Source organism: Enterobacter cloacae complex sp. 342H5 (assembly GCF_050030905.1).
Taxonomy (GTDB): Bacteria; Pseudomonadota; Gammaproteobacteria; order Enterobacterales; family Enterobacteriaceae; genus Enterobacter; species Enterobacter intestinihominis.
Window position 1 is genome coordinate 1700965 of sequence record NZ_JBLGVB010000001.1, and the last position, 26877, is coordinate 1727841.

At 55.8% G+C, this 26877-nt stretch carries 29 protein-coding genes, 2 tRNA genes, 1 pseudogene and 1 riboswitch; of the genes and pseudogenes, 11 read left to right on the forward strand and 21 right to left on the reverse strand.

Going from position 1 to position 26877, the window contains the following annotated elements:
* Positions 1–26: 26 nt before the first annotated feature.
* Positions 27–2081 carry a DNA helicase IV gene (gene helD / locus ACQG03_RS08120; RefSeq protein WP_063163380.1) on the forward strand — a complete coding sequence of 685 codons (2055 nt, stop codon included), beginning with the start codon at positions 27–29 and terminating at the stop codon, positions 2079–2081.
* 53 nt (positions 2082–2134) lie between these two features.
* Here helD and mgsA read toward each other — a convergent pair whose 3' ends face one another.
* Positions 2135–2593, reverse strand: coding sequence for a methylglyoxal synthase (gene mgsA, locus ACQG03_RS08125; RefSeq protein WP_003858146.1), 459 nt, complete (start codon positions 2591–2593; stop codon positions 2135–2137).
* A gap of 80 nt (positions 2594–2673) precedes the next feature.
* Positions 2674–3336 carry a curli synthesis inhibitor gene (csgI, locus tag ACQG03_RS08130; protein WP_023305822.1) on the reverse strand — a complete coding sequence of 221 codons (663 nt, stop codon included), beginning with the start codon at positions 3334–3336 and terminating at the stop codon, positions 2674–2676.
* Between the two features lie 171 nt (positions 3337–3507).
* Here csgI and ACQG03_RS08135 point away from each other — a divergent pair, with 171 nt between their 5' ends.
* A complete protein-coding gene (locus ACQG03_RS08135; RefSeq protein WP_023299748.1) occupies positions 3508–3921 on the forward strand; it encodes a CoA-binding protein in 414 nt (137 codons plus the stop codon).
* A gap of 32 nt (positions 3922–3953) precedes the next feature.
* Here the strand turns inward: ACQG03_RS08135 and hspQ are convergent, their stop codons facing one another.
* Together hspQ and rlmI are read right to left on the reverse strand one after the other, a co-directional pair.
* Entirely contained in the window at positions 3954–4271 is a 318-nt protein-coding gene (gene hspQ / locus ACQG03_RS08140; protein WP_003858136.1) for a heat shock protein HspQ, read from the reverse strand.
* A gap of 60 nt (positions 4272–4331) precedes the next feature.
* Positions 4332–5522: a 23S rRNA (cytosine(1962)-C(5))-methyltransferase RlmI gene (rlmI, locus tag ACQG03_RS08145; protein WP_023299749.1), complete on the reverse strand. Its 1191-nt coding sequence runs from the start codon at positions 5520–5522 to the stop codon at positions 4332–4334.
* 93 nt (positions 5523–5615) lie between these two features.
* Here rlmI and yccX point away from each other — a divergent pair, with 93 nt between their 5' ends.
* Positions 5616–5897 carry an acylphosphatase gene (yccX, locus tag ACQG03_RS08150; RefSeq protein ID WP_003858131.1) on the forward strand — a complete coding sequence of 94 codons (282 nt, stop codon included), beginning with the start codon at positions 5616–5618 and terminating at the stop codon, positions 5895–5897.
* On the opposite strand, the gene tusE is transcribed toward yccX, so the two are convergent.
* Both tusE and yccA read right to left on the reverse strand, forming a co-directional pair.
* Positions 5894–6223 carry a sulfurtransferase TusE gene (gene tusE, locus ACQG03_RS08155; RefSeq protein ID WP_003858129.1) on the reverse strand — a complete coding sequence of 110 codons (330 nt, stop codon included), beginning with the start codon at positions 6221–6223 and terminating at the stop codon, positions 5894–5896. The genes yccX and tusE overlap by 4 nt on opposite strands.
* Positions 6224–6311: 88 nt before the next feature.
* Positions 6312–6971: an FtsH protease modulator YccA gene (gene yccA, locus ACQG03_RS08160; protein WP_003858127.1), complete on the reverse strand. Its 660-nt coding sequence runs from the start codon at positions 6969–6971 to the stop codon at positions 6312–6314.
* Between the two features lie 270 nt (positions 6972–7241).
* On the opposite strand from yccA, the gene ACQG03_RS08165 reads away from it, so the two are divergent.
* Together ACQG03_RS08165 and ACQG03_RS08170 are read left to right on the forward strand one after the other, a co-directional pair.
* A complete protein-coding gene (locus ACQG03_RS08165) occupies positions 7242–8870 on the forward strand; it encodes an ABC transporter substrate-binding protein (protein WP_063152038.1) in 1629 nt (542 codons plus the stop codon).
* 144 nt (positions 8871–9014) lie between these two features.
* A tRNA-Ser gene (locus tag ACQG03_RS08170) sits at positions 9015–9102 on the forward strand.
* On the opposite strand, the gene ACQG03_RS08175 is transcribed toward ACQG03_RS08170, so the two are convergent.
* From ACQG03_RS08175 to ACQG03_RS08185, 3 genes are read right to left on the reverse strand one after another with little or no spacing between them, the layout of a single operon-like run.
* Positions 9089–9925 (reverse strand): ABC transporter ATP-binding protein, encoded by an 837-nt coding sequence (locus ACQG03_RS08175; RefSeq protein ID WP_237765597.1) that lies wholly within the window; start codon positions 9923–9925, stop codon positions 9089–9091. The genes ACQG03_RS08170 and ACQG03_RS08175 overlap by 14 nt on opposite strands.
* Positions 9922–10953 (reverse strand): FecCD family ABC transporter permease, encoded by a 1032-nt coding sequence (locus tag ACQG03_RS08180; protein ID WP_426726114.1) that lies wholly within the window; start codon positions 10951–10953, stop codon positions 9922–9924. Before ACQG03_RS08180 ends, ACQG03_RS08175 begins: the two co-directional genes overlap by 4 nt.
* Positions 10950–11957, reverse strand: coding sequence for an ABC transporter substrate-binding protein (locus ACQG03_RS08185; protein WP_063163378.1), 1008 nt, complete (start codon positions 11955–11957; stop codon positions 10950–10952). Before ACQG03_RS08185 ends, ACQG03_RS08180 begins: the two co-directional genes overlap by 4 nt.
* A gap of 173 nt (positions 11958–12130) precedes the next feature.
* On the opposite strand from ACQG03_RS08185, the gene ACQG03_RS08190 reads away from it, so the two are divergent.
* Positions 12131–13744, forward strand: coding sequence for a mechanosensitive ion channel family protein (locus ACQG03_RS08190; RefSeq protein WP_023299754.1), 1614 nt, complete (start codon positions 12131–12133; stop codon positions 13742–13744).
* Positions 13745–13775: 31 nt separating this feature from the next.
* Here the strand turns inward: ACQG03_RS08190 and ACQG03_RS08195 are convergent, their stop codons facing one another.
* Positions 13776–14303, reverse strand: a complete 528-nt coding sequence (locus tag ACQG03_RS08195) for a helix-turn-helix domain-containing protein (protein WP_023305829.1) — start codon at positions 14301–14303, stop codon at positions 13776–13778.
* Between the two features lie 17 nt (positions 14304–14320).
* The gene (locus tag ACQG03_RS08200; RefSeq protein ID WP_063163377.1) at positions 14321–15172 is read right to left on the reverse strand and encodes a hypothetical protein; all 852 of its coding nucleotides are present in this window, start codon (positions 15170–15172) and stop codon (positions 14321–14323) included.
* Between the two features lie 277 nt (positions 15173–15449).
* On the opposite strand from ACQG03_RS08200, the gene ACQG03_RS08205 reads away from it, so the two are divergent.
* Positions 15450–15537 (forward strand) — tRNA-Ser (locus tag ACQG03_RS08205).
* A 42-nt stretch (positions 15538–15579) separates the two neighbouring features.
* Here ACQG03_RS08205 and ACQG03_RS08210 read toward each other — a convergent pair.
* The gene (locus ACQG03_RS08210) at positions 15580–16581 is read right to left on the reverse strand and encodes a magnesium transporter (protein ID WP_003858115.1); all 1002 of its coding nucleotides are present in this window, start codon (positions 16579–16581) and stop codon (positions 15580–15582) included.
* A gap of 60 nt (positions 16582–16641) precedes the next feature.
* Positions 16642–16811: riboswitch (M-box (ykoK) riboswitch) on the reverse strand.
* 158 nt (positions 16812–16969) lie between these two features.
* On the opposite strand from ACQG03_RS08210, the gene ACQG03_RS08215 reads away from it, so the two are divergent.
* Together ACQG03_RS08215 and agp are read left to right on the forward strand one after the other, a co-directional pair.
* Positions 16970–17470, forward strand: a complete 501-nt coding sequence (locus ACQG03_RS08215; RefSeq protein ID WP_023299758.1) for a DedA family protein — start codon at positions 16970–16972, stop codon at positions 17468–17470.
* Between the two features lie 105 nt (positions 17471–17575).
* Positions 17576–18817 carry a bifunctional glucose-1-phosphatase/inositol phosphatase gene (agp, locus tag ACQG03_RS08220; protein ID WP_032624509.1) on the forward strand — a complete coding sequence of 414 codons (1242 nt, stop codon included), beginning with the start codon at positions 17576–17578 and terminating at the stop codon, positions 18815–18817.
* A 31-nt stretch (positions 18818–18848) separates the two neighbouring features.
* On the opposite strand, the gene ACQG03_RS08225 is transcribed toward agp, so the two are convergent.
* Together ACQG03_RS08225 and wrbA are read right to left on the reverse strand one after the other, a co-directional pair.
* Entirely contained in the window at positions 18849–19076 is a 228-nt protein-coding gene (locus ACQG03_RS08225) for a YccJ family protein (RefSeq protein WP_022647674.1), read from the reverse strand.
* An 18-nt stretch (positions 19077–19094) separates the two neighbouring features.
* On the reverse strand, positions 19095–19691 hold the full coding sequence (wrbA, locus tag ACQG03_RS08230) for an NAD(P)H:quinone oxidoreductase (RefSeq protein ID WP_022647675.1): 597 nt from the start codon (positions 19689–19691) through the stop codon (positions 19095–19097).
* A 391-nt stretch (positions 19692–20082) separates the two neighbouring features.
* On the opposite strand from wrbA, the gene ACQG03_RS08235 reads away from it, so the two are divergent.
* Both ACQG03_RS08235 and ACQG03_RS08240 read left to right on the forward strand, forming a co-directional pair.
* Positions 20083–20253, forward strand: a complete 171-nt coding sequence (locus ACQG03_RS08235; protein ID WP_001273664.1) for a general stress protein — start codon at positions 20083–20085, stop codon at positions 20251–20253.
* 116 nt (positions 20254–20369) lie between these two features.
* Positions 20370–21290: pseudogene (locus ACQG03_RS08240) on the forward strand (DMT family transporter).
* A gap of 102 nt (positions 21291–21392) precedes the next feature.
* Here the strand turns inward: ACQG03_RS08240 and rutG are convergent.
* Genes rutG through rutA form a run of 7 tightly spaced genes read right to left on the reverse strand, consistent with a single transcriptional unit; the run spans position 21393 to position 26821 of the window.
* On the reverse strand, positions 21393–22709 hold the full coding sequence (gene rutG, locus ACQG03_RS08245; RefSeq protein ID WP_063163375.1) for a pyrimidine utilization transport protein G: 1317 nt from the start codon (positions 22707–22709) through the stop codon (positions 21393–21395).
* A 21-nt stretch (positions 22710–22730) separates the two neighbouring features.
* A complete protein-coding gene (gene rutF, locus ACQG03_RS08250) occupies positions 22731–23225 on the reverse strand; it encodes an NADH-dependent FMN reductase RutF (RefSeq protein ID WP_023299762.1) in 495 nt (164 codons plus the stop codon).
* A 9-nt stretch (positions 23226–23234) separates the two neighbouring features.
* Complete coding sequence (locus tag ACQG03_RS08255; protein ID WP_022647679.1) at positions 23235–23825, reverse strand: malonic semialdehyde reductase; 591 nt, start codon at positions 23823–23825, stop codon at positions 23235–23237.
* Positions 23826–23834: 9 nt separating this feature from the next.
* Positions 23835–24635 carry a pyrimidine utilization protein D gene (gene rutD, locus ACQG03_RS08260; protein WP_022647680.1) on the reverse strand — a complete coding sequence of 267 codons (801 nt, stop codon included), beginning with the start codon at positions 24633–24635 and terminating at the stop codon, positions 23835–23837.
* A 7-nt stretch (positions 24636–24642) separates the two neighbouring features.
* Positions 24643–25029: a pyrimidine utilization protein C gene (gene rutC, locus ACQG03_RS08265; protein WP_015570870.1), complete on the reverse strand. Its 387-nt coding sequence runs from the start codon at positions 25027–25029 to the stop codon at positions 24643–24645.
* An 11-nt stretch (positions 25030–25040) separates the two neighbouring features.
* Positions 25041–25730, reverse strand: coding sequence for a pyrimidine utilization protein B (gene rutB / locus ACQG03_RS08270; RefSeq protein WP_032624505.1), 690 nt, complete (start codon positions 25728–25730; stop codon positions 25041–25043).
* The gene (gene rutA / locus ACQG03_RS08275; protein WP_023305836.1) at positions 25730–26821 is read right to left on the reverse strand and encodes a pyrimidine utilization protein A; all 1092 of its coding nucleotides are present in this window, start codon (positions 26819–26821) and stop codon (positions 25730–25732) included. Before rutA ends, rutB begins: the two co-directional genes overlap by 1 nt.
* Between the last annotated feature and the right edge of the window lie 56 nt (positions 26822–26877).

Sequence of the window (26877 nt, forward strand, 5' to 3'; positions counted from 1 at the left end):
TTATGACCTCGTGGATCCGGCAGGATATGGAACTGAAAGCAACTTCAATGGGCAAACGCCTGGCGCAGCACCCTTACGACAAGGTTGTGCTTCTTAATGCGGGAGTGAAAGTCTCCGGTGAACGCCACGAATACCTTATTCCGTTTAATCAGCTACTGGCCATTCACTGTAAACGAGGGCTGGTATGGGGGGAGCTGGAGTTCGTTTTACCGGCAGAGAAAGTGGTGCGACTCCACGGGACCGAGTGGGCGGAAACCCAACGCTTCCACCATCATCTGAACATGCGCTGGCACCAGTGGAGCCAGGAGATGAGCGTGATTGCCGCACAGGTGCTGCATCAGGTGCTGGACGATATCGCGCTAAGCAATACGCAGCAGAAGTGGCTGACGCGCCAGCAAACCGCCGGGCTTCAGCAAAAAATCACCCAGGCGCTGACGGCATTGCCTTTACCGGTGGCGCGGCTTGAGGAATTTGATAACTGTCGCGATGCGTGGCGGAAGTGTCAGGCCTGGCTTAGCGATATCGAGAAAAGCCGTCTGGCGCATAACCAGGCCTGGACTGAGGCGATGCTTACGCAATATGCCGATTTCTTCAGTACGGTGGAATCATCGCCTCTCAATCCTGCCCAGGCGCGCGCAGTGGTGAATGGCGAGCACTCTTTACTGGTGCTGGCAGGCGCAGGGAGCGGCAAAACGTCGGTGCTGGTGGCGCGCGCGGGCTGGCTTCTGACAACGGGCGAGGCAGTTGCCGACCAGATTTTGCTGCTGGCTTTTGGTCGCAAGGCGGCGCAGGAGATGGATGAGCGCATTCAGGCGCGTTTGCATACCCAGGATATCTCGGCGCGCACGTTCCACTCCCTCGCTTTACACATCATTCAACAGGGCAGCAAAAAAGTCCCTGTTGTCAGCAAGCTGGAGAATGATGCTCAGGCTCGCCAGGCGCTGTTTATCAAGGCATGGCGTCAGCAGTGCAGTGAAAAAAAGGCGCAGGCGAAAGGTTGGCGTCAGTGGCTTGAAGAGGAACTCAACTGGGAGGTGCCGGAGGGCAGCTTCTGGCAGGATGAAAAGCTGGCGCGCCGGCTGGGCTCTCGTCTCGACCGGTGGGTAAGCCTGATGCGCATGCACGGCGGCTCTCAGGCGGAGATGATAGAAAGCGCACCGGAAGCGATCCGCGCCGTGTTTTCTAAGCGGGTAAAGCTAATGGCGCCGATGCTGAAAGCGTGGAAAACCGCGCTGAAAGACGAAAACGCGGTCGATTTTTCCGGGCTAATCCATCAGGCCATTATCATTCTGGAGAAAGGGCGCTTCGTCAGCCCGTGGAAACACATTCTGGTGGATGAGTTTCAGGATATTTCGCCGCAGCGCGCTGCGCTGCTTTCGGCGCTGCGGGCGCAGAATAAACACACGTCGCTGTTTGCCGTGGGCGATGACTGGCAGGCTATCTACCGCTTCAGCGGGGCGCAACTTTCCCTCACGACGGCCTTCCATCACTATTTTGGGGAAGGCGATCGCAGCGATCTGGACACCACCTACCGCTTCAACTCGCGGATTGGTGAAATTGCCAACCGTTTTATTCAGCAGAACCCGCATCAGCTGTCGAAGCCGCTTAACAGCCTGACGTCGGGGGATAAAAAGGCCGTCACGCTGCTGGCGGACGATCAGCTGGAACCGCTGCTGGATAAACTGAGCGGCTATGCGAAACCGGATGAACGGATTCTGGTCCTGGCGCGTTATCACCACCTCAAGCCGACGGCGCTGGAAAAAGCGGCAACGCGCTGGCCAAAACTACAGCTCGATTTTATGACCATTCACGCCAGTAAAGGGCAGCAGGCCGACTACGTAATTGTGGTGGGGCTGAAAGAGGGGAGCGACGGTTTCCCGGCACCGGCGCGGGAATCCGTGATGGAAGAGGCGTTATTGCCTGTTCCGGAAGATTTCCCGGATGCAGAGGAGCGGCGCTTACTGTACGTGGCGATAACCCGCGCGCGCCATCGCGTGTGGCTCTTGTTCAACAAAGAGGAGCCGTCGGTGTTTGTCGATATTTTGAAAAGTATTGACGTGCCGGTGGCGAGAAAGCCGTAACGCGCCGGGCAAATTCTGTAGGCCCGGTAAGCGCAGCGCCACCGGGCAAAAAACTACTTCAGTCTCTCCGCAAGATAACGCTGATAATCCGGGATCAAAATCTCCACCGGATCGTTAAACTGCGGCGATTCAATGATGAAATCTGCCGTTGAAAGATTGGTGGCTACCGGAATGTTCCATACCGTCGCCAGACGCAGCAGCGCTTTAACGTCCGGATCATGCGGAACCGCGTTCAGCGGATCCCAGAAGAATATCAGAACGTCAATTTTACCTTCCGAAATCTGAGCGCCGACCTGCTGGTCACCCCCCATCGGGCCGCTCAGCATGGCATTCACTTCCAGACCGGTTTCGCGGTGGATCAGGTTGCCGGTTGTTCCCGTGGCAGAAAGGGCATGATGCTGTAAAAGAGGCTGATGGCGACGAACCCAGTTAAGCAGCATTTGTTTACAGTGATCGTGCGCAACCAGAGCAATGTGCTTGCGCGCCGGAAGTGTGCGTGTTGTCAGTTCCATAATCTTATCCGTGAGGTTACCTCGCTACACGATGACGGGAACTGACTGATGCTGCAAGAGAAAGGACGAAAAAATGTGGCTTACGACGAAGGTTGTCGTTTCGCCCATTGCAGAAAACGGGCGCGCGTGTCCGGATCGGCATTCTGGAACCAGAATTTGAGGCGTTGCTCAGTAAGGGTCTGCGACTGAGGAGGGAGTACATCCAGCTCCGATACGCCCGAAAGCAGGGTACTGTCATCCGCCATCATGGTGGCGAACTGGGGCAGGGAGGCGCGCCTGCTGGCCCTGTTATAGATCTCCGTGTCCGCTTCGTAATCTGTTCCTTTTGGCCTTTTTGTCAGCGCCAGGATATCCAGCTTTACCGGGATGGGCATAGAATCCCCGTCCACCAGCTCAATGCGCGGTGAGGCATCAAATGCCAGTGACTCTTTTTCTGTTTCAAGGTGCGGGAGACGAAAATTGACCTGGCTGATGCGTTGGGTATTAAAGCTGACCACCAGCGGAGGCGAAATGTACACCTGTTGTTCGTTGTCGGCGAGGCGAATCGTCTTTTCAACCCGAAAAACCACCTGATGCGGGCCATTATCAAGCTCGATGCTGTCTGCGCCCCGCAGCAGGGAGCTGGAGACTTTTTTCCCGTCCAGCACCAGCAGGTCAATGTCGGTTGAGAGTCTGAGGGTGGTTGCGAAAACACAAACCGGCATGATTAACGCAACCACAGCCCAGGCAATGCCGGTTTTCATAGCAGACTCCTGTAGACAAACTACCTGGTAAGAATGTATCAAAATTTTTCGATAAACACGTTTACTAACATATAGACATATTCTGCCGTTTTGCCCTCATACTTCTGTATGGGATGCGTGGTTGAGATGTCCGCTTTGACGTACACTTTGAAAAAAACCAGGAGGAACAGCATGAAAGAGAACGACATTATCGAGATTCTGACGTCCACGCGCACTATCGCGCTGGTCGGCGCGAGCGATAAACCGGATCGCCCAAGCTATCGGGTCATGAAATACCTTCTGGACCAGGGATATCACGTGATCCCGGTCTCGCCGAAGGTGGCGGGGAAAACGCTGCTGGGTCAGCAGGGCTATGCGACGCTCGCGGACGTGCCGGAAAAGGTGGATATGGTGGACGTTTTCCGTAATTCAGAGGCGGCCTGGGGCGTGGCGCAGGAAGCGATCGCCATTGGCGCGAAAACGCTGTGGATGCAGCTGGGCGTGATTAATGAGCAGGCGGCCGTGCTGGCACGCGATGCCGGGCTGAAGGTGGTGATGGATCGCTGTCCGGCAATCGACATCCCCCGTCTGGGGCTGGCAAAATAAAAAAAGCCCGCTTGACGGGCTTTTTTACACCTTTAGTTACGCAGTCTTGGCGCCTGTAACTGTTTGCGGATGGTCTGAGCAAGCTCGTCCATAGTGGGTTGTTCCGGATGCTCATCCTGTAGTTCACCACTCAGCTGCGCTTCGGCAAGATAGGTATGGACAGGCTGACCATCGTCGCCCTCCATAACCACATGATACCAGGGCGCGGCGCGAAGCTCTGCGTCAACGGCCAGATCGTCTGCTGACGGTTCATCAAGGGAATACTCCGGGTCGATATCCACGACCACACCCAAATATCCAAGCAAGGTGTGGCGGACCTGCTGGCCGATACCGAATTTGCTGGCAATCATAGTCACCTCCCGGGAAACATTACATACACACTATGTGCGGGCAATATTTCTCTTTTCAAGTTACATGACGCGACAGGCAAACCCTTTCAGATACAGCCCTTCCGGGTAGGTAGCGATCACCGGGTGATCGGCGGCCTGACGGAACTGCTCTATAAATTGTACATCACGACCCGCATCTATTGCGGCATCGGCGATGATTTTTTGGAATAAATCTGTCGTCATCAGGCCAGAGCAGGAGAACGTCAGCAGAACGCCACCCGGGTTCAGCAGCTGGATCGCCAGCATGTTGATGTCTTTATAGCCACGGCAGGCGCCCATCAGCTGGCTTTTATTTTCTACAAACTTCGGCGGGTCCATCACGATAACGTCAAATTTCTCGCCCTGGTCGCGGTATTTACGCAGCAGTTTGAACACGTCGTCGCGCACAAACTCCGCTTTGCTCAGATCCAGCTTGTTCAGCTCAACGTTCTGTTTCGCCACATCCAGCGCTTCCTGTGAGGTGTCGACGCTCACAACCTGGGCACAGCCGCCCATCAGGGCAGAGACCGCAAAGCCGCCGGTATAGGAGAAGCAGTTCAGCACGCGCTTATCGGCAACGTACTGGCGCGTTGCCAGACGGCTGTCACGCTGGTCGAGATAATAACCGGTCTTATGGCCGCCCTGGATGTCCACCAGCAGCTTCATGCCGTGCTCCTCGATAGGCAGCAGGGCAGGCGGCAGTTCGCCGGTGACCGGGCCCTGCGTCAGCTCCATGCCCTCTTTTTTACGTACCGCCACGTCGCTGCGGTCGTAAATGGCACATTCCGGGAACAGGGTTTGCAGGGCGCTAATTAGCGCGGCACGCTGGTATTCCGCCCCGGCGCTCAGCAGCTGCAACACCAGGAAATTGCCGAAGCGGTCAATGGTCACGCCCGGCAGCCCGTCGGATTCACCGGCAATCAGACGATAGCTGTCCAGCCCGTCACGCTTTGCCAGCCACTCGCGCCACTGCTGCGCCTGTTGCAGACGACGGACAAAGAAGTCGATATCGATGGCTTCTTCTTTATCGAACGTCCAGACGCGCGCGCGGATCTGAGATGCAGGCGAGTATGCGCCGCGTGCTAACCATTTCCCCTGATGGTCAACAATATCGATGGTTTCACCGAGGCTGGCTTTACCTTCCATGCGGGCAACCGCGCCGGAAAAGACCCAGGGATGGCGGCGCAGTAATGACTTCTCGCGCCCTTTGGCTAACACTAAACGTACACTCATAATTTGCTATTCTGTCGATTCCAATGAAATGGCCGCCATTTTCCCGACTTCAGCGAGGAAATGCAACGCGCCAGTCGGATAAGGAGAAGGATGATGTCAAATGTATGCACCATTGCCTGGGTCCATGGCCTTGTACAGGGCGTCGGATTCCGCTACAGCACCCAGCGCGAAGCCCTTCAGCTCGGACTGACGGGGTATGCGCGTAACATGGATGATGGCAGCGTGGAGGTTGTGGCCTGCGGTGAGGCGGATCGGGTAGAGAAGCTGGTGGCGTGGCTGAAAGCGGGCGGACCGCGCAGCGCGCGGGTTGATAAGGTGCTAACGGAACCGCATCAACCCGGCCGGGAATACGCTGACTTCAGTATTCGCTATTAAATGCATTTTACCGGCTTTGGCAGGCCGGCAATTTTTGTCGCCTGTTTAGCCGGGCCTTTCGGAAACAGGCGATACAGATAACGGCTGTTGCCTTTCTCTTCGCCAAATTTATTCGCCATGGCTTTGACCAGCATGCGGATAGCCGGAGAGGTGTTGAATTCGAGGTAGAATTCGCGCACAAAGCGCACCACTTCCCAGTGTTCCGGGGAGAGGGTAATTCCTTCGTTTTCCGCAATTTTCTCCGCCAGCGCTTCGCTCCACTGGCTGCTCTCTTTCAGATAACCGTCGTTATCGGTTTCGATCTCTTTGCCTTCAAAACTCAACATATTCATTCACGCGTTTGTCAAAAACCGCCTCAGTCTACCAAAAAAACAAAGCCCCGCATAAGCGGGGCTTTGTTCACAGCACGGTGAGTTAATCGCGGCTGGCGAAGCCCAGGATACTCAGCAGGCTGACAAAAATATTGTACAGCGACACATACAGGCTCACGGTGGCGCGGATATAGTTCGTCTCACCGCCGTGAATGATGTTGCTGGTTTCATACAGGATTGCGCCGGATGAAATCAGGATAAACACCGCGCTGATTGCCAGATGCAGAGCAGGCAATTGCAGGAAGATGTTCGCCAGCATACCGACCAGCACAATCACGATACCCGCCATCAGCATACCGCCGAGGAAGGACATGTCCTTACGGGTGGTCAGCACGTAGGCCGAGCAGCAGAAGAACACCAGCGCGGTACCGCCCAGCGCCATACCAATCACGTCGCCCATTCCGGCAGACAGATAGGCGTTCAGGATTGGCCCCAGGATGTAGCCCAGGAAGCCGGTGAAGGCGAAAGCGGAGAGAATACCCACCGGTTTATCCGCGGTTTTATAGGTCAGGAACATCAGACCATACATACCCACCAGCGTCAGGATCAGGCCCGGAGAAGGCAGCATCAATACGGTGCTGGCCGTCGCGGTGATCGCCGAAAACGCCAGCGTCAGGCTGAGCATGAAATAGGTATTGCGCAGCACCTTATGGGTGCTGAGTAGCGATGTGCGGTCGCGTGAAGAAGTAATTATACGATCCATGAGTCACTCTCTTATGACAGATGTAATTAGCGCAAAGAATAGGAAACGGCGCGGCAGACGCAAAGTGGTTTTACCCATCTTTACTCAGCCCCTTAGGGATTATGCTGGTTTTTTATTCTGGTAAAGCCTTTGTACTCAGAATGAAGTGCGGTATGCAAGGTGTATTCAGATCAACCTCTTATAGGTCACTGAAAAATATTGCGTTATTTCCCTAAGGCCGCTAAGAGTTATTTCCGGATCGTCATAAAAACAGACAATAAGGCGAAGGAAATGAAACCACAAACACGCATGCACTTTACGCTCTCTTTGTTAACCGCAGGGGTCCTGTGCGCCAGCACGGCAACCTGGGCGGCTAACGTGCCGGCAGGAACCCAGCTGGCAGATAAGCAGGAACTGGTCAGGAACAACGGCAGTGAACCCGCCTCGCTCGACCCGCATAAAGTCGAAAGCGATGTCGAATTCAATATTATCAGCGATTTATTCGACGGGCTGGTCAGCGTCTCTCCGGCAGGTGAAATCCAGCCGCGCCTGGCGGAGAAATGGGAAAATAAAGATAACACCGTCTGGACTTTCCATCTGCGCCCTGGCATAACCTGGAGCGATGGCACCCCCATCACCGCGGAAGATGTCGTCTGGAGCTGGCAGCGACTGGTCGACCCGAAAACCGTCTCTCCGTATGCCAGCTATCCCGGCAGTATGCGTATCGTCAACGGCACTGATATCGCAGAAGGCAAAAAAGCACCCGAGTCGCTGGGCGTGAAAGCCATCAATGACACCACGCTGGAAGTGACGCTCACCCAGCCAAATGCTGCTTTCCTGGCGATGCTGGCTCACCCGTCTCTGGTGCCGATAGATAAAGTCCTGGTAGGTCGTTTCGGTGATAAGTGGACCAAACCGGAGCACTTCGTCAGCAGCGGGGCCTATAAACTGTCACAGTGGGTGGTGAACGAACGCATTGTGGCGGTGCGAAACCCGAAATACTGGGATAACGCACATACCGTCATCAACAAGGTGACCTATCTGCCCATTTCCTCCGAAGCCGCTGACGTCAACCGCTACAAAGCGGGCGAAATCGACATCGCCTACACGGTGCCGATCAACCAGTTTGCTCAGCTGAAGAAAACGCTGGGGAGCGAGCTGGATGTATCTCCGCAGCTTGCCACCTATTATTACGAATTCAACACCACCCGGCCGCCGTTCAGCGACGCCCGCGTGCGTAAGGCGCTGAATCTGGCGCTGGATAAAGATATTATCGCCGGGAAAGTTTTAGGGCAGGGGCAACGCCCGGCATGGCTCATCAGCCAGCCGGATATTGGCGGCGTCAAGTTACAGAACCCTGATTACGCCAGCTGGCCGATGGATAAACGCATTGCCGAGGCGAAAAAACTGCTGGCCGAAGCCGGATTTAACGACAGCCATCCGCTCAGCTTTAATCTCCTCTATAACACCTCGGAATCGCACCAGCGTATTGCGATTGCCGCCAGCTCGATGTGGAAGAAGAACCTCGGCGTAGAGGCGAAGCTGCAAAACCAGGAGTGGAAAACCATGCTTGATACCATGCACACCCATAACTTTGACGCGGTGCGCTACGCCTGGATTGCTGATTACGATGACGCCGCAACCTTCCTGAATAACTTCCGTACCGGTGACAGCCAAAACACCACTCAGTACAGCAATCCGGAATACGATCTGGCTCTGGTGAATGCGGCGAAGGCGAAAACGGCGGAGGAGCGCGGTAAGTTCTACCAGCAGGCAGAAGATCTGCTGGGGCGCGATGTGCCGGCGATCCCTGTCTACCACTACGTGCGCACGCACCTGGTGAAACCGTGGGTAGGGGGCTTCACGCCGGATAAGCTTGGCTACTACTACACCAAAGATATGTACATCAAAAAGCACTAACGATCCGCGGTGGATATTATGCTGGTAAAACGGCCAATCTGTTGTCTATTCAACCGATTAAACGCATTTTGGCTATTTTTAAAGCGAACGAATGCGCGCACCCTTTACAGCGCGCGGTGAGGTGTTTATAGTTCGCCTCACTTAGGAAGCGTGGCCGAGCGGTTGAAGGCACCGGTCTTGAAAACCGGCGACCCGAAAGGGTTCTAGAGTTCGAATCTCTACGCTTCCGCCAAATTCGAAACCCCTGCGATAGCAATATCGCAGGGTTTTTTGCTTTTGTTCTGGCTCTCCGCCATGTCACCCATGTTATAGCTTATCGTGATCCCGGCGTCGGCCTTACAGACCTGAGCTTTTACGCACCAGGTATCCGCGATGTTCGAGGGCGTCAGCACCGCTTCGGGCGCACCCGTGGCTGCGATCTGCCCGGCCTTCAGGAGGATCAGACGCTGGCAATAATTGGCCGCAAGATTGAGATCGTGCAGTGCAACCACCACCGTAAGCGGCAGCTGTGAAACGAGCCGCATCAGCTCCAGCTGGTGCTGAATGTCCAGGTGGTTTGTCGGTTCATCGAGCAACAGCACCTGCGGCTGCTGGGCCAGCGCGCGGGCTATCTGACTTCGCTGTCGTTCTCCGCCTGACAAAGAGTGCCATCGCCGCTGGCGTAAGCTGCATAACTGCATCAGGCCAATCGCCTGTTCAACCGCAGCCTCATCGTCGCGCGTGGTTCTCTGGAATGTTTTCCGGTAGGGCGTACGCCCCAGCCTGACAATATCCTCAACGGTCAGTTCCCCGTCGACCTCAGCATGTTGCGGGACAAACGCCATGTGCTGCGCCCGTATTTTCAGCGGCATCAAGCCAAGCGTTGTGCCATTAAGCGCAACACATTCGCTGTGTCTTGGAAACAGCCCGGCGAGGCAGCGCAGCAGCGTCGACTTGCCTGAGCCGTTTGGCCCTAACAGGCCGACAATCTGCCCGGATGGCAGGTCGAGATCGATATCCTTAAGCACCGTCTGCGCCTGTCGGGTTACGGTTAACCCGGCCACTGTTATATTCATGGATGCTCCTTTCGGTTTTGATAAAGCAACGCCACAAAGACGGGGGCGCCCACCAGCGCAGTCACCACCCCGATGGGCAGAACCTGGTGCACGATCAGCGTGCGTGAGACGATATCGGCAAGGATCATAAAGTGGGCGCCGATGAGAAACGTCAGCGGGATCGAGCGGCGATGGCCCGGCCCGCATAGCATGCGCGTCACATGGGGAATGACCAGCCCGACAAACCCCACTGCGCCTGTGGCGCTCACCAACGTGGCGGTGACAACGGCACAGGTCAGCAATAAGACAATACGCACGGCGGTAACCGGGATCCCCAGCGTGGTGGAGACCTCATCCCCGAAGGTGAAGGTGTCCAGCGCCCGGGAAAAGAGCAATACCACCAGTAAACCCGCAAGCGTAACGGCCAGCGCCAGCAGCGCGTCAGGCCAGCGCACGCCGCTCAGACTCCCCATCAGCCAGAACATGACGCTACGGGACTGCTCGGCATTGGCGGACGTGCTGACGACGTACGCGATCATGGCGTTGAAGAGCTGGGTGCCCGCAATACCGGCCAGCAAAATGCGCGACGGGCTTTCACTCATCCCGTTTGTAATCACCATGATGAGCGCAAAGGCGGCGCAGGAGCCGACAAACGCACCGCTGCTCACGCCAATCACGCTTCCCCCCATGCCGAGAAGCATCACGCAGACGGCCCCCAGCGAGGCGCCCGCGGAAATCCCCAGCAGATAAGGCTCAGCCAGAGGGTTACGCAGGATCGACTGTAACACCAGCCCGCACAGCGCCAGGCCACCGCCGCTGCACGCGGCCATCACTGCCCGGCTCATGCGATATTGCCAGACGATACCCTCCTCCGTTTGTGGCAACGCATAAGAGGTCAAACCCAGTCCGTTGAGGATCGCTTTCCCGGTACTGGCATACGACACCGGCATATCACCGATACTGGCGGCAAAAACCAGTATTAGCGGCAGCGCCATGACGCCTGCTGCCAGTAAACCTTGCTGGCGGCGGTCAAAAGCGAAATGACTCATTGTTCATCCTGGAAAGAAGCCAGCCGATCGCTGATAAGCTCAACCGCATCGACGTTACGTAATGAAGGGTTTAACGACATTGCCGGCACCACAATAATGTGGTTGTTCCTGACCGCAGGCATGTTCTTCGTCACCGGGTCATTACGCAAGAATGCTTTTTTTACCTCAACGTCATCGGCAGGGTAGAGCCTGCGGGACATCCCGGCGATAACAATCACGTCCGGCTGCGACTGGGCAATATGTTCCCAGGTTACAGCCGGCCATTCGTCATGAGAGTCAATAATGTTCTTCAACCCCAGAGTTCGGCTGATCCAGCCAGGCGCGCCGTAATTCCCCGCCACCCAGGGATCGCCATTCAGACGGCTACTTGAGAACCAGAATACGACGCGAAGCGGTTTCGCTGAGACGCGCGCCTTGGCCTTTTTGATACGTTCCGTCAGCGTATGATTAAGCTGCTCACCTCGCGCGGAAACATCAAATATCGTCGCCAGATCTGTCACTTCCCGTGTGATTTCGGCCAGCGAAAACGGCGCGCTGCGTGCTCCGTCTGCGTTTGACTTTTCCGTCACCGCTTTATCCGTGCAGTCGGCAGGAGAGATCCACGTATTAATCCCCAGCGAGGCAAACTGCTCACGGGTGCCCACTTCTCCCTGCGGACCAATGTGCCAGTGATACTGCGCGAGAACGAGCTCAGGTTTCTGTCCCACCACGGCTTCAAATGAGGGGGAATTATCTGCAAGCCGGGGGATATTTTTCCCGGCATCTGCCAGCGGATCCGGGAGCTTGCCGAACCAGACCGACGTTGCGGCGATCTTTTTCTCCAGCCCCAGTGCGAGCAGTAATTCTGTTTCATGCTGTCCCACGGTCACGACGCGCTGAGGAGCATGCGCAAAGGTCTGCTTTACGCCGCAATTTTCAATCGTGAGGGGCCAGGTGGTTGCTGAGAAAGCGGCAGGCGCCGTGGAGAGCAATAAAGCCAGAAATAACCCTTTTTTAAGTAACATAGAACACAATCCCAAATTGTTATGTTATAACATAATACATATATTGTGATTGAGAGCAACACGCTCACCGTCGCTTGTTGCAGAAACGAAAGGCTGGACTATTCTCAACATACCCACCTGGCATTCGCGGGTTGCCTGAAAAACAACAAGATTTCTGATCTGGGGTAGTGAGGATGAAAAAGATCCTGCTCGCGTTTGCGTTCTGTTTTGCCTCCCTGAGCGCCTTCTCATCGTATGCCGCTGAGCCCCGCCAGGCGCCTTCTGAGCAGGAGCGCGCCCGGACGGTCTATATCTTTCATCAGCCGATCGTCATGCTTCAGGCGAAATTTGGCCTGACCACGCCGGAGGAGCGCGTTTTACGCATCCGCAACACCCTGCGCAATTTTACCGAGGCGGACGTGCGTGAGCCGCTCACTATCGTCCCCGTGACCCGCTATAACCAGCAGGGGCGGCTGATCGTGATGAACGGTAAGCCCGTGATGCTGCTGACGGAAGGGGATTTGGACGAAGGGGACGATCTCACCCTCGATCAGGCCGCGCAGCGCGTGCTGGCGCGCATGGAAGCGCAGAGAATGGCGCTGCGCGATCAATACGATACCGGCTGGCTGGCGCTGTCGACGGTAAAAGCTGCCGCTGGCCTGCTGGCGCTTTTGCTGCTCTGCTATGGCGCCTGGCGATCCTGGCGCTGGTTTCGACGCGTCTACCGTCTGCGTATTGTGGAGAATCGCAGCCGGGTGCCGCAAAGCTGGCGGCGGTACATTGGCGCCATTGAGATTCGGCTTTACGCCTTGCTGATGTTCCTGCTGGGTTTGATTGGCTTTTACGTCTGGCTGAGCTGGGCATTTAGTCTGTTTCCGTGGACGCGGGTGTGGGGCACGTCGCTGGGAGACTGGTCGCTTCGCGTGGTGCAGCAAATTGCCCTGGCGATTGTCTCGGCTTTGCCGGGGCTGACGATTGTTCTGATCATTTTCCTCATTACCGCTTTTATTCTGAAGCTTCTGAGGATGGTGCTGAATCAGGTGGAGGCTGGTCGTCTGCAACTTCCCGGCGTACATCCGGAAACCGTGGGGGCTACCCGTAAGCTCATTTCCGTCGCCGTCTGGCTATTTGCTCTCTCCGCTGCCTGGCCGTTTCTCCCCGGCGCAAACTCACTGGCGTTTAAAGGTATAAGCGTCTTCTTCGGCCTGATGTTAACGCTGGGTTCGGCAGGGGTGATGAACCATGCCATGAGCGGTCTGGTCCTGATTTACTCCCGCGCACTGCGTAAAGGCGATGTCATTCGGGTGGCGGATAACGAAGGTAAGGTCAGTGAAATAGGCATGCTGGCGACCAAAATTATTACCCGGGAAAATTATGTCGTTACCGTGCCCAATGCGGTGGTGGTGAGCGGTAAGATCACCAACCTTAGCGCGCTACAGCCCGATGGCAGCCTCAATCTGACGGTCAGCGTCACTATTGGTTATGACACCCCATGGCGTCAGGTGCATGCCATGCTGGAGCTGGCCGCGAAACGGGCAAAAGGGATTGATCTTTCTGAGCCGCCGCTGGTGCGCCAGTTAGGGTTAATGGACTGGTATATCGCCTACGAGTTGCAGGTTCGTCTGCTGCCCGACCAGTCCCTCGCGGTTGCCCGCAATGAACTGCATAGCCAGATACAGGATGTGTTTAACGAATTTAACGTGCAGATCATGTCTCCGAATTTTGTTATGCAGCCAGAGGGCAGCGTAATGGTTGCCAAAGAGAATTGGTATACCGCGCCCGCCAAACCCCCTCAGGGCGAAACCTGAGGCCCCGGTTTTCCCAAGGTAAGCCAAAAGATCACAGTTTCTGATCGACAATCGCCGATTTTATACGGGTCATCGCCAGAATGTTTTTTGAACGCATATTCAATTTCTCGAGGATCCTCACGCGGTAGGTGCTGGTCGTTTTTTGTGACAGTTGCAGCTTTTTCGCGATTTCATGATTTTCCATATGGAAAAGCTTTAGCACGTCATATTCGCGTCGGGTAAAGGAGTGTGTCCTGAGCGCCCGATAAAAACGCATCAGCTGCTGAAAAGGGTGAGCAGTAAAATGCATCGACGAATAGATAATATTATCAATTCTCACCGCGCTGTTGGCTTCTATCTCATGCATCAGGACAATGTAATCACGCTTGACTTTTTTGACCTGCTGAATGGTTTTATTGCGTAACTTATCCTGTTCAATCGCAATGATAAAATCCAGCTCAGGATCGACCTCATAAAGATGGTGAATATCCTCCTCATCGCGAATCAAATGGGTAGATGTCAGTGAGCTTGAGACACCGTGGCAAAGGTAATAGTTATCGCTGATAAAAATAAAATTCATAATTAATGGGCAGGGTTTTAGATAAAATTCATTAAAAATCTAAGAGGCTTAATCTGTAGTATTTTCTGCCATACAGCGGCGAGGTCGACGACCCCGGCCATCGACAGCAGAACCAGAATAATCAGCAGCGTAGATAGCGTTATCGCAAACATAAAACGCGTAATTTTTTTCTGCATTTTTTGCTGATGCGTTACCCGCTGGTCCTCTTTTTCATACTCGACCATGGTGGTAATAGCCTGGCCCTGCACGTAGTACACCTTACCCTCTTCGCTGAGATCGCCCGTGATCACGAGCGACTCAAGTAAGAGCGCGATTTTTCTGCTAAACGACTCATTTTTGATATGTTTATACCAAAGTGTGCCGTAAAGCATGGCGATCACTTCCCGCTGGGTGAAACCAGACGAAACGCGCGAAGGGCGCTGGTTGACGTAGTCGGTCACCAGCAGCCTGAGCAAGTTGTAACGGTCCCGGCTGATGGTTTCTGAATCAGATTTCAGGCCAGAAATACAGCGCCCTTTTAGACGAGCAAGGGCCGTTTTTAAGGTGATGATTTTCGTATAATGGTCAAAGGCAAACGGGATAATGCCTTTGTAAGCCTGAAACCCATTGCGCTTATAGTGAATGATTTCAGCCTGCATTTCGCTGATATCTTCCACGTTCATACTGACATCTTCGCTTTTATGCATCGGGCAGAGCACAACGTTGCTGCTTTCGTGCTTCTTCAGAATATAACGCGTATTGTCGGCATCTTTTAAGTACACCAGAAAATAGTCATGCGGGTTGTTTTTTTGCGCACCGTTCTGGATCAGCCACGGCAGAAATTTACGCCAGAGAATAAGTCTGTAGTTATCGGTATCGAATAATTTCATGGAAAATCTCTTATCGCAGTGACCTGCGTGAATAGGGTCTTACAAGGGCATATTGAGGTGGTAATGTTGCACGGATAAGCTGCGGTGTATGAAAAAGAGTCTAGATCACAAACTTTCATTCTAATAAGTTTATGTGATGTAAAAATAAATGTTTACATTTTAGCCAGCCGATGACGAAGAAGTGATCGGAGCGGAAGGGAATGAGGCAAGAAGCTCAACGTAATGCAATTTCCTGCTTTACATCATGCTCAGAGATGTTTATAGTGCGCCTCACTTTGGAAGCGTGGCCGAGCGGTTGAAGGCACCGGTCTTGAAAACCGGCGACCCGAAAGGGTTCTAGAGTTCGAATCTCTACGCTTCCGCCAAATTCGAAAACCCTGCGATAGCAATATCGCAGGGTTTTTTCGTTATTCCAGCCCAAGCGTATACTGTGCGATTTTGAAGTAGATAATGAGCCCGGTACCGTCGATCAGCGTGGCGATAAACGGCGCGGAAACGACCGCCGGGTCGATTTTGCAACGTTTCAATACCATCGGGATCACCGATGAGACAATGGCGCTCCATAGCGTAATGCAGACCAGCGTCAGGCTGACGATAAGCGTGATTTCCATCCCAATGCCCATCATCCAGGCACGAACGCAGCCCGCCAGGCCCAGCGTGGCGGCAATCATTAACGAGGTGCTCATCTCTTTGCGCAGCACGCGACCCACGTCGCGAAGGTGGACTTCACCCAGCGCCATGGCGCGCACCAGCGTCGAGGTAATCTGCGTCCCGCTGTTTCCGCCGGTGCCAATCAGCAGCGGAATAAAGAACGCCAGCGCAATGGCGGATTCCAGCGCCTCTTCAAAATGCTGGATCACCGAGCTGGTATACGCTTCCGCGACAAACAGCAGCAGCAGCCAGACGGAGCGTTTCTTCCACAGGCTAAAGGCGCTGGTTTCCAGATAGGGCTTCTCCAGCGGCAGCGTTGCCCCCTGAAGCTGGGCATCTTCAGTAACGTCATCTTCCAGCAGATGGGCGATTTCACGCTCGGTAAGGCAGCCCACCAGCTTGCCGTGGGTCACCACCGGTACGACATCCGCACCTGCGTGCGCCAGCAACCCGGCGACATCCGCCCGCTCATCTTCCGGTTTAAGCTGGATAAAATCCGATATCATCAGCCCCTTAACGGGCTGTACGGTATCCGTGGCCTGCAATAATTTACGTACGGCAATCAAACCCGCGAGGCGACCGTTGTCTTCGATAAAAATATGTGACGGAATATCATCATCTTTTAATTTTTCAAAGAACTGCTCGCGTGCCAGAGCCACGCATAATGAAATATCAATAACGATAAAATCGGTATTCATATATTGCGCGATGGCGCTGTCGTTAAAAGCCAGATTTTGGTTGTGAATAGCGTAAGACATTGTAACTTCCATTTGAATAATAAAATCTCTCAGGGGCGAGCAAGACAGGGCATGTCGGAAAGGAGATCCCCACGTCCTGGGTTCAGCACTGTACACCGTATCCCGTAAGGGAAGTTATACTGGCAAAGCCTTGATTCGACAGTGCCTGTTTTACCCTGTGCCGGTTCTCTCGAACCCACCAGAGCGATAACGTGTATTTGTACAGGAGCCTCGCCATAACGAGATCGTTGTAAAACGTGAGGGATAATACGCTTATTTAAAATGGCTGCTGAGGAATTTAAATAATGTTTAGGTATGGTTTAAATGAATATTATTGAATGAATGTTGACGTTTTATTTAACTATTTTCACTTCTAATGGGAAATTCTGATGTTACCGGGGAGAGTAAAATGGCATGGCTGGACACGCTGCTGGATCATTTTGCGCATTATCCAACGCATCTCTTCGCGTTGCTCGTTGTTATGGCACTGAGTAAATCAACGGTACTGATCTCTTCCGTGCTCCCGCCCGCATCGGTCATGCTGCTGGCGGGGATTGCCGTCAGCCAGTCGAGTATGCATCCGGCGCTGACGTGGCTGGCGGTGGTGATGGGCGCTACGGCAGGATCGGTGCTGAATTACCATATCGGCCAGCTGATGGGGCATACCCGGCGAGTGTCACGCTTCACGGCAAAACATGCCGGGAAGTTTTTGCGGGTACAGCACCAGCTGCATAAAAATGGCCTGCTGGTGTTGTTCACCTCGCGTTTCCTGGCGGTACTGCGCTATATCGTGCCGCTGGCGGCGGGCATGCTCAGGCTGAGCGCGATAAAGGTTTACGCCATCAGCCTGCTTTCAGCCTGCGCATGGGCGGCGCTGTATGTCGGCATCGTCACCAGCATCAGCCTCTGAATCAGCGAGTCACGTATTCATCAGTTTGAGAAATGCTTCCCGAAAAACCTGTCACGAATCTGTCACACTCAATGCGACATTAAAAAAACGTGTGAGGAATTAGGGATGAGAAAAGCACTACTTGCAGTTGCCGTGGCAGGTACCCTTGCCGTGACCTTTGGCGCACAGGCGCAGGACACACCGGACGGTTATCAGCTGGAACAGGTACTCATCATGAGCCGCCACAACCTGCGTGCACCGCTCGCCAATAACGGCAGCGTGCTGGAGCAGTCCACGCCGAAGCAGTGGCCGGAGTGGGACGTCCCGGGTGGACAGCTCACCACCAAAGGGGGCGTACTGGAAGTGTATATGGGTCACTATATACGCGAGTGGCTGGCAGAGCAGGGGATGGTGAAGACGGGTGAATGCCCGCCAGCGGGTACCGTCTATGCCTACGCCAACAGCCTCCAGCGCACCGTGGCGACCGCGCAGTTCTTTATCACCGGCGCGTTCCCGGGGTGCGATGTGCCTGTGCATCATCAGGAAAAAATGGGCACCATGGACCCCACCTTCAATCCGGTCATTACCGATAATTCCCCTGAGTTTCGTGAGAAAGCGCTGAAAGCGATGGAGACAGAACGGCAGAAAATGCAGCTGGATGAAAGCTACAAACTGCTGGAGCAGCTGACAAACTATAGCGACTCGCCGTCCTGCAAGGAGAAAAAAGTCTGTTCCCTGACGGAGGCGAAAGATACGTTCAGCGCCGATTATGAAAAAGAGCCGGGCGTCTCCGGGCCGCTGAAAGTGGGTAACTCGCTGGTGGATGCGTTCACCCTACAGTATTACGAAGGATTCCCGGCAGACCAGGTGGCATGGGGGGAAATCAAAACCGATCAGCAGTGGCGCGTGCTGTCGAAGCTGAAAAACGGCTACCAGGACTCGCTGTTTACCTCGACGGACGTGGCGCAGAACGTGGCTAAACCGTTGGTGAAGTACATTGATAAAGCGCTGGTGACCGAACAGGCCAAAGCGCCAAAAATTACCCTGCTGGTGGGGCACGACTCCAACATTGCCTCGCTGCTGACCGCGCTGGATTTCAGGCCGTATCAGCTGCACGACCAGCAGGAACGAACCCCGATTGGCGGTAAAATTGTCTTCCAGCGCTGGCATGACAAAAACACTAACCAGGAGCTGATGAAAATTGAGTATGTCTACCAGAGTTCAGAGCAGTTGCGTAATGCCAGCGTGCTGTCGCTGCAATCTCCTGCGCAGCGCGTGACGCTGGAGCTGAAGGGCTGTCCGGTAGATGGCAACGGCTTCTGTCCGATCGATAAATTCAATGCGGTGATGAACAACGCGGCGAAATAGAAGAAAACCCCCGCGCGGGCGGGGGGAACATTCAGACGTTTTTACGTTCGATGGTTTGCTCGCCCCAGAACAGCGAGTCTTTGTCGGTTTTTTCGAAAGCGCGAACCAGCACTTCATCGTTGCCTTCTTCCCAAATCTGCTCAGCCAGCTTTTCGTCATACCTGGCGACTTCAAAGATGGCTTCTGCAATCTCCGGAGAGGTATTGCGTAAACTTGCCCATTCGCCCACGTGGTGAGCTTTGGATTCTTGAGTTGGCATACTTGTCCTCCTGTTGGGTTAGCCGTTCAGTTTTTTGGCAAGACCCGCGACGTATTCACCCTGATAGCGGGCGATCGAAAGTTCTTCATTGCTTGGCTGACGTGAACCATCCCCACCGGCAATGGTTGTCGCGCCATACGGTGTCCCGCCACGAACCTGGGAAACATCGAACAGTTCCTGCGCGCCGTAGCCAATCGGCACAATCACCATCCCATGATGTGCAAGGGTAGTCCAGGTTGAGGTGATCGTCTGCTCCTGGCCGCCGCCTGTGCCGGTAGAGCTGAACACGCTGGCCAGCTTGCCGTATAACGCGCCGGAGGCCCAGAGCCCGCCCGTCTGGTCGAGGAAGGTGCGCATCTGGCCGGACATATTGCCGAAGCGGGTCGGGGTGCCGAAGATAATGGCATCATAGTCCGCGAGCTCCTGCGGGGTGGCGACCTGGGCGTTTTGTGTTTTTCCCCCGGCTTTGGCGAAGGCTTCCGCCTGCATGGTTTCCGGTACGCGTTTAACCACAACCTCAACGCCGTCTACTCTGTTTGCGCCTTCTGCAACTGCGTGAGCCATGGTTTCAATGTGTCCATACATGGAATAATAGAGCACCAGAACTTTTGCCATTTTGCATCACTCCTCGTTGGTTTTTCTTACAGCGGATCGCTGCGTTACTTTAAAGATATGACATCACGGCCAGACTGCAAAAATGAACGGCATTTATTTGATATATAACAATATCTTTTCGTTACGTGCTTTGTAGCAAAATGAAACAACTTTAGCGGCGCTGATTTTTCAAAATATAAGAATGGCTTATGGATGACCTCCTCAATATTTCATACGAAAGGCTGAGATCATGTTGCAGAATATTACCTCTCGCTTGCCGGATAGCCGCATTACACTAAGCTTAGATTCACGCGGCACAGATAAAGGCACTGTCCTTGAGCCGCGAGGTGAAAGAATCCTCTTTTACTGAATGCAATATGATGTCTAATGTTTCACACTCTGGAGGTTAGAGATGGCAAACCATCGTGGTGGTTCAGGTAATTTCGCTGAAGACCGTGAAAGAGCATCAGAAGCAGGTCGTAAAGGTGGCCAGTCTAGCGGGGGCAATTTTAAAAACGACCCTCAGCGCGCATCAGAGGCTGGCAAAAAAGGGGGTAAAAATAGCCACGGCAGCAACAAGTAGTACGCCGGGTTAACTCTCTGCCGCCGGGTTTCCCGGCGGTTTTTTTATGTCTGCTACATTGAACTGTAATCTAAGGCATCGCACACTACAGGATTGATTCTTCGTGCTGGTGTCCCATGTCCGTTTCCCGTTTTACTTTCTCCATTAAGCCTCAGGAAGCCATCCTGATTTTGATCACCATGTTCTGGGGCGGAACCTTTCTTGCCGTTCAGTAAGCGGTCACGATGAGCGATCCGTTTTTCTTTGTAGGGCTGCGTTTTGCAACCGCGGCGGTTGCCGTGGCGCTTATTTCGCTGAAAACCCTGCGCGGGTTGACCCTGACAGAGCTTAAAGCGGGTGTCGCTATTGGCGTGGCGATTGCCATGGGCTATAGCCTGCAAACGTGGGGGCTTCAGTCTATCTCCAGCAGTAAATCCGCTTTCATCACCGCCATGTACGTACCGCTGGTGCCGCTGTTGCAGTGGCTGTGCCTGGGCAGAATACCGGGCCTGATGTCGTGCATTGGTATCGTGCTGGCGTTCATCGGCCTCATTTTATTAGCCGGGCCGGAAAATAATCTGCTGGCGCTGGGGCCGGGAGAGATCATCACGCTGGTGGGGGCAGTTGCCATTGCGGCTGAAATTATTTTGATTAGCGCCTGGGCAGGAAAAGTGGACGTCAAGCGGGTGACGGTCGTGCAGCTTGCCACCGCGTCGCTGGTGGCGTTCGCGACGATGGTGCCGGCAGGGGAGTCCGTCCCGCCGATGTCTACCGGGCTTATCGTCGTGGCGCTGGGGCTGGGCATTTTTAGCGCTATTATTCAGGTCACCATGAACTGGGCGCAGCGCAGCGTATCTCCGACACGGGCGACGGTCATCTATACCGGTGAACCGGTGTGGGCGGGTATTTTCGGGCGACTCGCCGGGGAGCGTCTGCCGCTGCTGGCGCTGGTGGGCGCGGCATTTATTGTCGCCGGGGTGCTGGTGAGCGAGTTAAAGTTAAAAAAACGACGTAAGGCGACTGCCGGGTTGGGCACTGAACAAGGGGCGGATAGCTAACAACGCGCACGCTGTCCGTTTTGCCCGGCGGCGCTTCGCTTGCACGGGCCTACAATTGGCATGTAGGCCGGGTAAGCGTAGCGTCACCCGGCTATTTCAGGTTCAGGGGGTGATGGCTTCCGCTTGCGCTTCATCCCCTTTGCGTCGGCTAAGCAGGGCGTTGAGCAGGATCGCGCCGAAGGTCGCCGTACCAATCCCGCCCACCGTAAACCCGCCCAGCGTCAGGGCGAAGTCGCCTGCGCCCAGCACCAGCGTGACCGCCACCATGATCAGGTTACCGTTCTGGCTCAGATCAACATGATTCTGCACCCAGATGCGTGCCCCCGCGACGGCAATCAGACCAAATACAACAATCGAGGCGCCGCCAATCACGGGTGCCGGGATGGTGTGGATCAATGCGCCGAATTTTGGGGAAAAGCCGAGCAGTATCGCCATCACCGCCGCCGCCACGAAGACCAGCGTCGAGTAGACTTTGGTCACTGCCATCACGCCGATATTTTCCGCGTAGGTCGTCACGCCGCTGCCGCCGACCGAGCCGGAGAGCATGGTCGCCAGACCGTCTCCCACAAACGCCCGCCCCATATACGGATCCATATTGCGCCCGGTCATTCCCGCTACGGCTTTCAGGTGGCCCAGGTTTTCAGCCACCAGGATCACCGCGACAGGCGCGATGAGCATCATCGCCTGAGCGTTAAAGGTGGGCGAGGTCATGTGCGGCATCCCGAACCAGGCGGCCTGGTGAATCAGTGTGAAATCAACCGGCTTGCCGAGACCAAACACGTTCGCCAGCAGCGCGTAGATCAGACAGGCCGCAATCAGCCCGACCAGGATCAGCAGCCGCTGGATCATCCCACGCGTAAAGACCGCCACCACGCCGATGCACAGCACCGTAATCACCGCCATCCAGCTTTCAAACGGCGAGCCGGATACGCTCTTCACCGCAATCGGCGCGAGGTTCAGGCCTATCGCCATCACCACCGCCCCGGTGACGACGGGGGGCATCATCCGCTCGATCCAGCGCGTGCCGACTTTCATCACCACCAGACCGGTAAGGGTGTAGACCAGCCCACAGGCGATAATGCCGCCGAGGGCCACGCTCAGGTTGGGGTTAATGCCCTGACCGTTAAACCCGGTCGCTGCAATAACGACTCCCACAAAGGCGGCGCTGGAGCCCAGATAGCTGGGCACGCGCCCGCCGGTGACAAAAAAGAACAGCAGGGTACCCATACCCGACATCAAAATGGCGAGGTTAGGATCCAGCCCCATCAGCATGGGCATTAGCACCGTCGCACCAAACATCGCGACCGCATGCTGCACTCCCATCACCATTGTCTGCCCGAGCGGGAGCCTTTCATCCGGCGCGACCACGCCTGCTTCTGTGGAGGTCGATTTCAACTGCCAGTGAGGAAGTTCGAACATGTTCTGTCTCCTGAATGCGGATTAACAGGCGGGTCGCATAAGTGCGTGATAGCCGCGGTCGAACCACACCAGCCCTTGCGGTGCCGGGTGGCGAACGATGGATACGATGTCGCAAAACAGAATGTCGTGGGTGCCGACGCTAACCACCTGGCTGATGCGGCAGTCGAACGAGGCCAGGGCATTTTCCAGACGTGGACAGCCCGTGTCGCCTGTCTGCCAGCGGGCAGCGGCAAAGCGTTCCGCCATCGGCGTTTTACCGCCAAACAGGTTGGATAATGGCTCCTGTCCGGCACTCAGCGTGTTAACGCACAGGGTGCGGTTCTCGCTGAAAATCGGCCAGACGGACGCGCCACGGTTGAGGCAAACCAGCAGAGTGGGCGGGGAATCGGTCACGCTGCATACCGCGCTGGCGGTAAAGCCCGCCATTCCCGCAGGGCCGTCGGTGGTGATGATATTGACCGCCGCACCGACGCAGGCCATGGCATCACGGAAGGTTTGTTGATCGGGTGTCGTCATGATGGCTCCTTACGCCAGCCCGCAGGCGTCTTCGAAGGTCAGACGCGGTAAGCGCCCATAGACTTTGCTCATATCGCCATAACCGATGTTAATCAGCAGATTGCTTTTAAGCAGCGTGCCCGTGAAAAAGGCCGCGTCCACTTTTTCCCGGTCAAAGCCGGACATCGGCCCGGTGTCGAGCCCGAGCGCGCGGCAGGCGAAGATCAGGTACGCGGCCTGCATCGAACTGTTGCGAAAGGCGGTCTCTTCCGCCAGTGCGGGGCTGGAGGTAAACCAGCTTCTGGCATCGCCGTGCGGGAACAGTACAGGCAGGCGCTCATAAAACTCGCTGTCCCAGGCGACAATTGCCGTGACCGGGGCTGTGAGCGTTTTCTCAAGGTTGCCGCTGGAGAGCGCCGGGCGCAGCTTCTCTTTTCCTTCCGGGCTTCGCACAAAGACAATGCGCGCCGGGGAGCAGTTGGCGGACGTCGGCCCCCATTTCATCAGGTCATAAATCTCGCGCAGAGTCTCGTCACTGACCGGTATATCCAGCCAGCCGTTATGGGTACGTGCGCCGGTAAACAGCGTTTCCAGCGCGGCGGGCGTGATGGCTTCGCTCATTCAGGCTCCTTACAAAGCGGGTTCAGGGCTGTGCAGCAGGCTGGCAAGCCCGTTCAGCAGCAGCGTGTTAAAGATGTCCGGCGCGGTCACGTTGCAGGCATGCCCGCCCTGGCGCATGACCGTTTTGCGGGCGTGCGGGAGGGCGGCGTGCAGTTCCGCGGAGCAGACGGACGGCACCAGCAGATCGTCGGTGGAACAAATAATCTGCACGGGGCAGCGAACGCGTGCAGCGTGGCGGCTGAAATCGGCCTGTTTCAGCGCATGCAGCCTGCGCAGCAGATTGGCTTTGCCCTGGAAATGGGCCAGCGCCAGCGCTTCCTCGGCCTCCAGCCGCGGAGCGCGGGCAGCCATCCAGTCTGCCGGGTAAAGAAACAGCGGCTGTGCCTCTACCCACGCCTGAGCCCCGCCCGCATGCAGCAGACGTTCGCGAACGTCAAAACAGCGTCGGGTATGGGCATTGAGGGTCAGCCAGCCGTTGACACAAACCAGCGCGGTGAGGGCGTCAGGCTTATCGATAGCCAGCCGCAGGCCGACCAGCGCCCCCAGCGCGTGGCCGACCACGCAGTAACGGGCGATCCCGGCCCCGGCTAACGCCAGTGCGAGCTCGTCAGCCATGTGTGCGAGGGTGTAGTCTTCCGGCAGGGTATCCGGGTTATTCCCCGTGCCCCGCTGGTCGTAGCACACCACCTGATACTCCTGCCCCAGCACGGCGAGCTGAGGCAGCCAGTAGCTCCCGCTGCCGCCGAGCCCGGCAATCAGCACCACCACGGGCGCGCCCGCAAAGGGGGGCGGGGAAATGGACAGTTTCATGGCGGCCTCACTTCGCGATGTGCGCAACGGTGGCAATTTCAACCAGCGCTTCAGGCTTTACCAGCCCGCACTGGATGCAAAATCGCGCCGGTTTATCGCCGGGGAAAAACTCCGCGTAGATCTCGTTAATCGCGGCGTAGTTTTTCCAGTCGGTGATAAAGATGCTGTTGAAGGTCACGTCCTCCATCGTGCCACCCGCCGTTTCGATCACGGTTTTGATCGTCTCCAGCACGTGGCGGGTTTGCGCCTTTGGGTCATCGATAAACACCACGTTGTTGTCTTTATCAAACGGCAGCGTGCCTGAGACATACACCACGCCGTCGGCGAGGGTACCGGGGACAAACGGGGCTATCGGGGTGCTGGTGCCCGGCGGAATAATCACGGATTTCGGCATAGCGGTTCTCCTCAGGCGATGCGGGCGAGCGGGGGATCCAGCGCGTCGCAGAAATCATTGACGTTACTGACCCAGCCAAAAAAGGTTTCGATATTGAACAGGGCGGCTTTCTGGGCAAAATCCGGCCCGGCCTGATGGGTAGCGTCTTCCAGCACCACGCCAAAATACTCGAGGAAGAAGCCGTCGCGCAGGGTGGACTCCACGCAGACGTTGGTGGCAATGCCCGTAAAGACCAGATGACGAATGCCCCGGCTGCGCAGCAGGCTGTCGAGCGGGGTATTGAAAAAGCCGCTGTAGCGCGGTTTCGGCAGCACGATATCGCCAGCTTCCGGTACCAGATCATCCACCAGCTGATAATCCCAGCCGCCTTTCGCCAGCAGCGTGCCCTGGAGTTCAGGCCGTTGGCGCATGGTTTTCAGGGCATTGGATTTGTGAAAGTTGGGTGAGCCGGGACCGCCAGCTTCGACGTACTGGTCGTCCCAGCCATTCTGGAACCAGACGATCAGCATGCCCGCAGCACGCGCGGCGCTCACGGCGGTTTTGATATTCTCAATCACCGGCTGCGTGGCCGAGACGTCGAACCCGGCCAGATCCAGATACCCGCCTTTACTGGCATAAGCGTTTTGCATATCCACCACGATCAGCGCGCTCTGCTGCGCGTCAAAGGTGATGGCCTCCGGGCGAGCGTTGAGGGTCGTCATTACGCCACCTCCTTCGTCACGGCAGGGATGTGGGCGCGGCACTGCATCAGCGGCTGAATACGCTCGCCGAAGGTTTCCACGCCGGTGAGAAAATCATCGAAGGTCAGCAGCACGCCTTCGGCGCCGGGCACGGCAGCTACTTCGTCGAGCATTCTGGCGACGCTGGCATACGAGCCAACCAGGGTGCCCATGTTGATATTAACGGCAGACGTCGGGTCGGCCATCTGGCGAACGTTGGTGTCCGCGCCGGAGCGGGTATCCTTCTGGCTCTGCTCGGTCAGCCAGCTCAGGGCTTCCTCGTCGGCGCCGTCCTTGTATCGTTCCCATTTGGCGCGCGCGGCGTCGTCGGTTTCGTCGGCAATCACCATAAACAGCACGTAGGAGCCCACGTCGCGCCCGATTTTGTCGGCGGCCGCTTTCATGCGTGCCGCGGTGGGCGCGAAGGCGGCAGGGGTGTTAACGCCTTTGCCGAAGCAGAAGTTGAAGTCGGCGTATTTCGCCGAGAATTCCATTCCCGCGTCGCTCTGTCCGGCGCATATCACCTTCATCGGCACCGACGGCTGCGGGCTGACGCGGCAGTCGTTCATGGTAAAGAAGTCGCCTTTGAAATCGCTTTTGCCGGTGCCCCACAGATCGCGTAGCACCTGCACGTATTCAGTCAGGTAGTCGTAGCGACGGGAGAAGTAATCGTCACCCGGCCAGATCCCCATCTGCTCGTACTCCGGCTTTTGCCAGCCGGTGACAAGGTTGACGCCAAAGCGCCCGCCGGAGATGGAGTCGATGGTGGAGGCCATCCGCGCCACGATTGCCGGGGGAAGGGTAAGGGTGGCGGCGGTGGCGTAAATCTGGATGCGCGAGGTTACCGCCGCCAGGCCCGCCATCAGGGTAAAGGACTCCAGGTTGTGGTCCCAGAATTCGGTCTTACCGCCGAAACCGCGCAGCTTGATCATCGAGAGCGCAAAGTCGAAGTGGTAATGCTCCGCTTTCTGCACGATGGCTTTATTCAGCTCAAAGGTCGGCATGTATTGCGGGGCCGTGGTCGAGATAAGCCAGCCGTTGTTGCCGATCGGTACAAATACGCCAATTTTCATCACGAACCTCTCTTCATTACGTCGCAGGTGTCACGACGTTTTTGCAAAGGGAGTGC

Bases quoted from the DNA above. Each gene is read 5' to 3' on its own strand.
- wrbA (WP_022647675.1), bottom strand. From the start codon at position 19,691: ATGGCAAAAGTTCTGGTGCTCTATTATTCCATGTATGGACACATTGAA.
- ACQG03_RS08180 (WP_426726114.1), bottom strand. From the start codon at position 10,953: ATGAGTCATTTCGCTTTTGACCGCCGCCAGCAAGGTTTACTGGCAGCA.
- ACQG03_RS08190 (WP_023299754.1), top strand. From the start codon at position 12,131: ATGAAAAAGATCCTGCTCGCGTTTGCGTTCTGTTTTGCCTCCCTGAGC.
- yccX (WP_003858131.1), top strand. From the start codon at position 5,616: ATGTCAAATGTATGCACCATTGCCTGGGTCCATGGCCTTGTACAGGGC.
- rutD (WP_022647680.1), bottom strand. From the start codon at position 24,635: ATGAAACTGTCCATTTCCCCGCCCCCCTTTGCGGGCGCGCCCGTGGTG.
- ACQG03_RS08225 (WP_022647674.1), bottom strand. From the start codon at position 19,076: ATGCCAACTCAAGAATCCAAAGCTCACCACGTGGGCGAATGGGCAAGT.
- ACQG03_RS08165 (WP_063152038.1), top strand. From the start codon at position 7,242: ATGAAACCACAAACACGCATGCACTTTACGCTCTCTTTGTTAACCGCA.
- ACQG03_RS08200 (WP_063163377.1), bottom strand. From the start codon at position 15,172: ATGAAATTATTCGATACCGATAACTACAGACTTATTCTCTGGCGTAAA.
- rutG (WP_063163375.1), bottom strand. From the start codon at position 22,709: ATGTTCGAACTTCCTCACTGGCAGTTGAAATCGACCTCCACAGAAGCA.
- rlmI (WP_023299749.1), bottom strand. From the start codon at position 5,522: ATGAGTGTACGTTTAGTGTTAGCCAAAGGGCGCGAGAAGTCATTACTG.
- ACQG03_RS08135 (WP_023299748.1), top strand. From the start codon at position 3,508: ATGAAAGAGAACGACATTATCGAGATTCTGACGTCCACGCGCACTATC.
- ACQG03_RS08235 (WP_001273664.1), top strand. From the start codon at position 20,083: ATGGCAAACCATCGTGGTGGTTCAGGTAATTTCGCTGAAGACCGTGAA.
- mgsA (WP_003858146.1), bottom strand. From the start codon at position 2,593: ATGGAACTGACAACACGCACACTTCCGGCGCGCAAGCACATTGCTCTG.
- ACQG03_RS08195 (WP_023305829.1), bottom strand. From the start codon at position 14,303: ATGAATTTTATTTTTATCAGCGATAACTATTACCTTTGCCACGGTGTC.
- ACQG03_RS08255 (WP_022647679.1), bottom strand. From the start codon at position 23,825: ATGAGCGAAGCCATCACGCCCGCCGCGCTGGAAACGCTGTTTACCGGC.
- agp (WP_032624509.1), top strand. From the start codon at position 17,576: ATGAGAAAAGCACTACTTGCAGTTGCCGTGGCAGGTACCCTTGCCGTG.
- tusE (WP_003858129.1), bottom strand. From the start codon at position 6,223: ATGTTGAGTTTTGAAGGCAAAGAGATCGAAACCGATAACGACGGTTAT.
- rutC (WP_015570870.1), bottom strand. From the start codon at position 25,029: ATGCCGAAATCCGTGATTATTCCGCCGGGCACCAGCACCCCGATAGCC.
- helD (WP_063163380.1), top strand. From the start codon at position 27: ATGGAACTGAAAGCAACTTCAATGGGCAAACGCCTGGCGCAGCACCCT.
- hspQ (WP_003858136.1), bottom strand. From the start codon at position 4,271: ATGATTGCCAGCAAATTCGGTATCGGCCAGCAGGTCCGCCACACCTTG.
- csgI (WP_023305822.1), bottom strand. From the start codon at position 3,336: ATGAAAACCGGCATTGCCTGGGCTGTGGTTGCGTTAATCATGCCGGTT.
- ACQG03_RS08185 (WP_063163378.1), bottom strand. From the start codon at position 11,957: ATGTTACTTAAAAAAGGGTTATTTCTGGCTTTATTGCTCTCCACGGCG.
- rutA (WP_023305836.1), bottom strand. From the start codon at position 26,821: ATGAAAATTGGCGTATTTGTACCGATCGGCAACAACGGCTGGCTTATC.
- ACQG03_RS08215 (WP_023299758.1), top strand. From the start codon at position 16,970: ATGGCATGGCTGGACACGCTGCTGGATCATTTTGCGCATTATCCAACG.
- rutB (WP_032624505.1), bottom strand. From the start codon at position 25,730: ATGACGACCCTCAACGCTCGCCCGGAGGCCATCACCTTTGACGCGCAG.
- ACQG03_RS08175 (WP_237765597.1), bottom strand. From the start codon at position 9,925: ATGAATATAACAGTGGCCGGGTTAACCGTAACCCGACAGGCGCAGACG.
- ACQG03_RS08210 (WP_003858115.1), bottom strand. From the start codon at position 16,581: ATGTCTTACGCTATTCACAACCAAAATCTGGCTTTTAACGACAGCGCC.
- yccA (WP_003858127.1), bottom strand. From the start codon at position 6,971: ATGGATCGTATAATTACTTCTTCACGCGACCGCACATCGCTACTCAGC.
- rutF (WP_023299762.1), bottom strand. From the start codon at position 23,225: ATGACGACACCCGATCAACAAACCTTCCGTGATGCCATGGCCTGCGTC.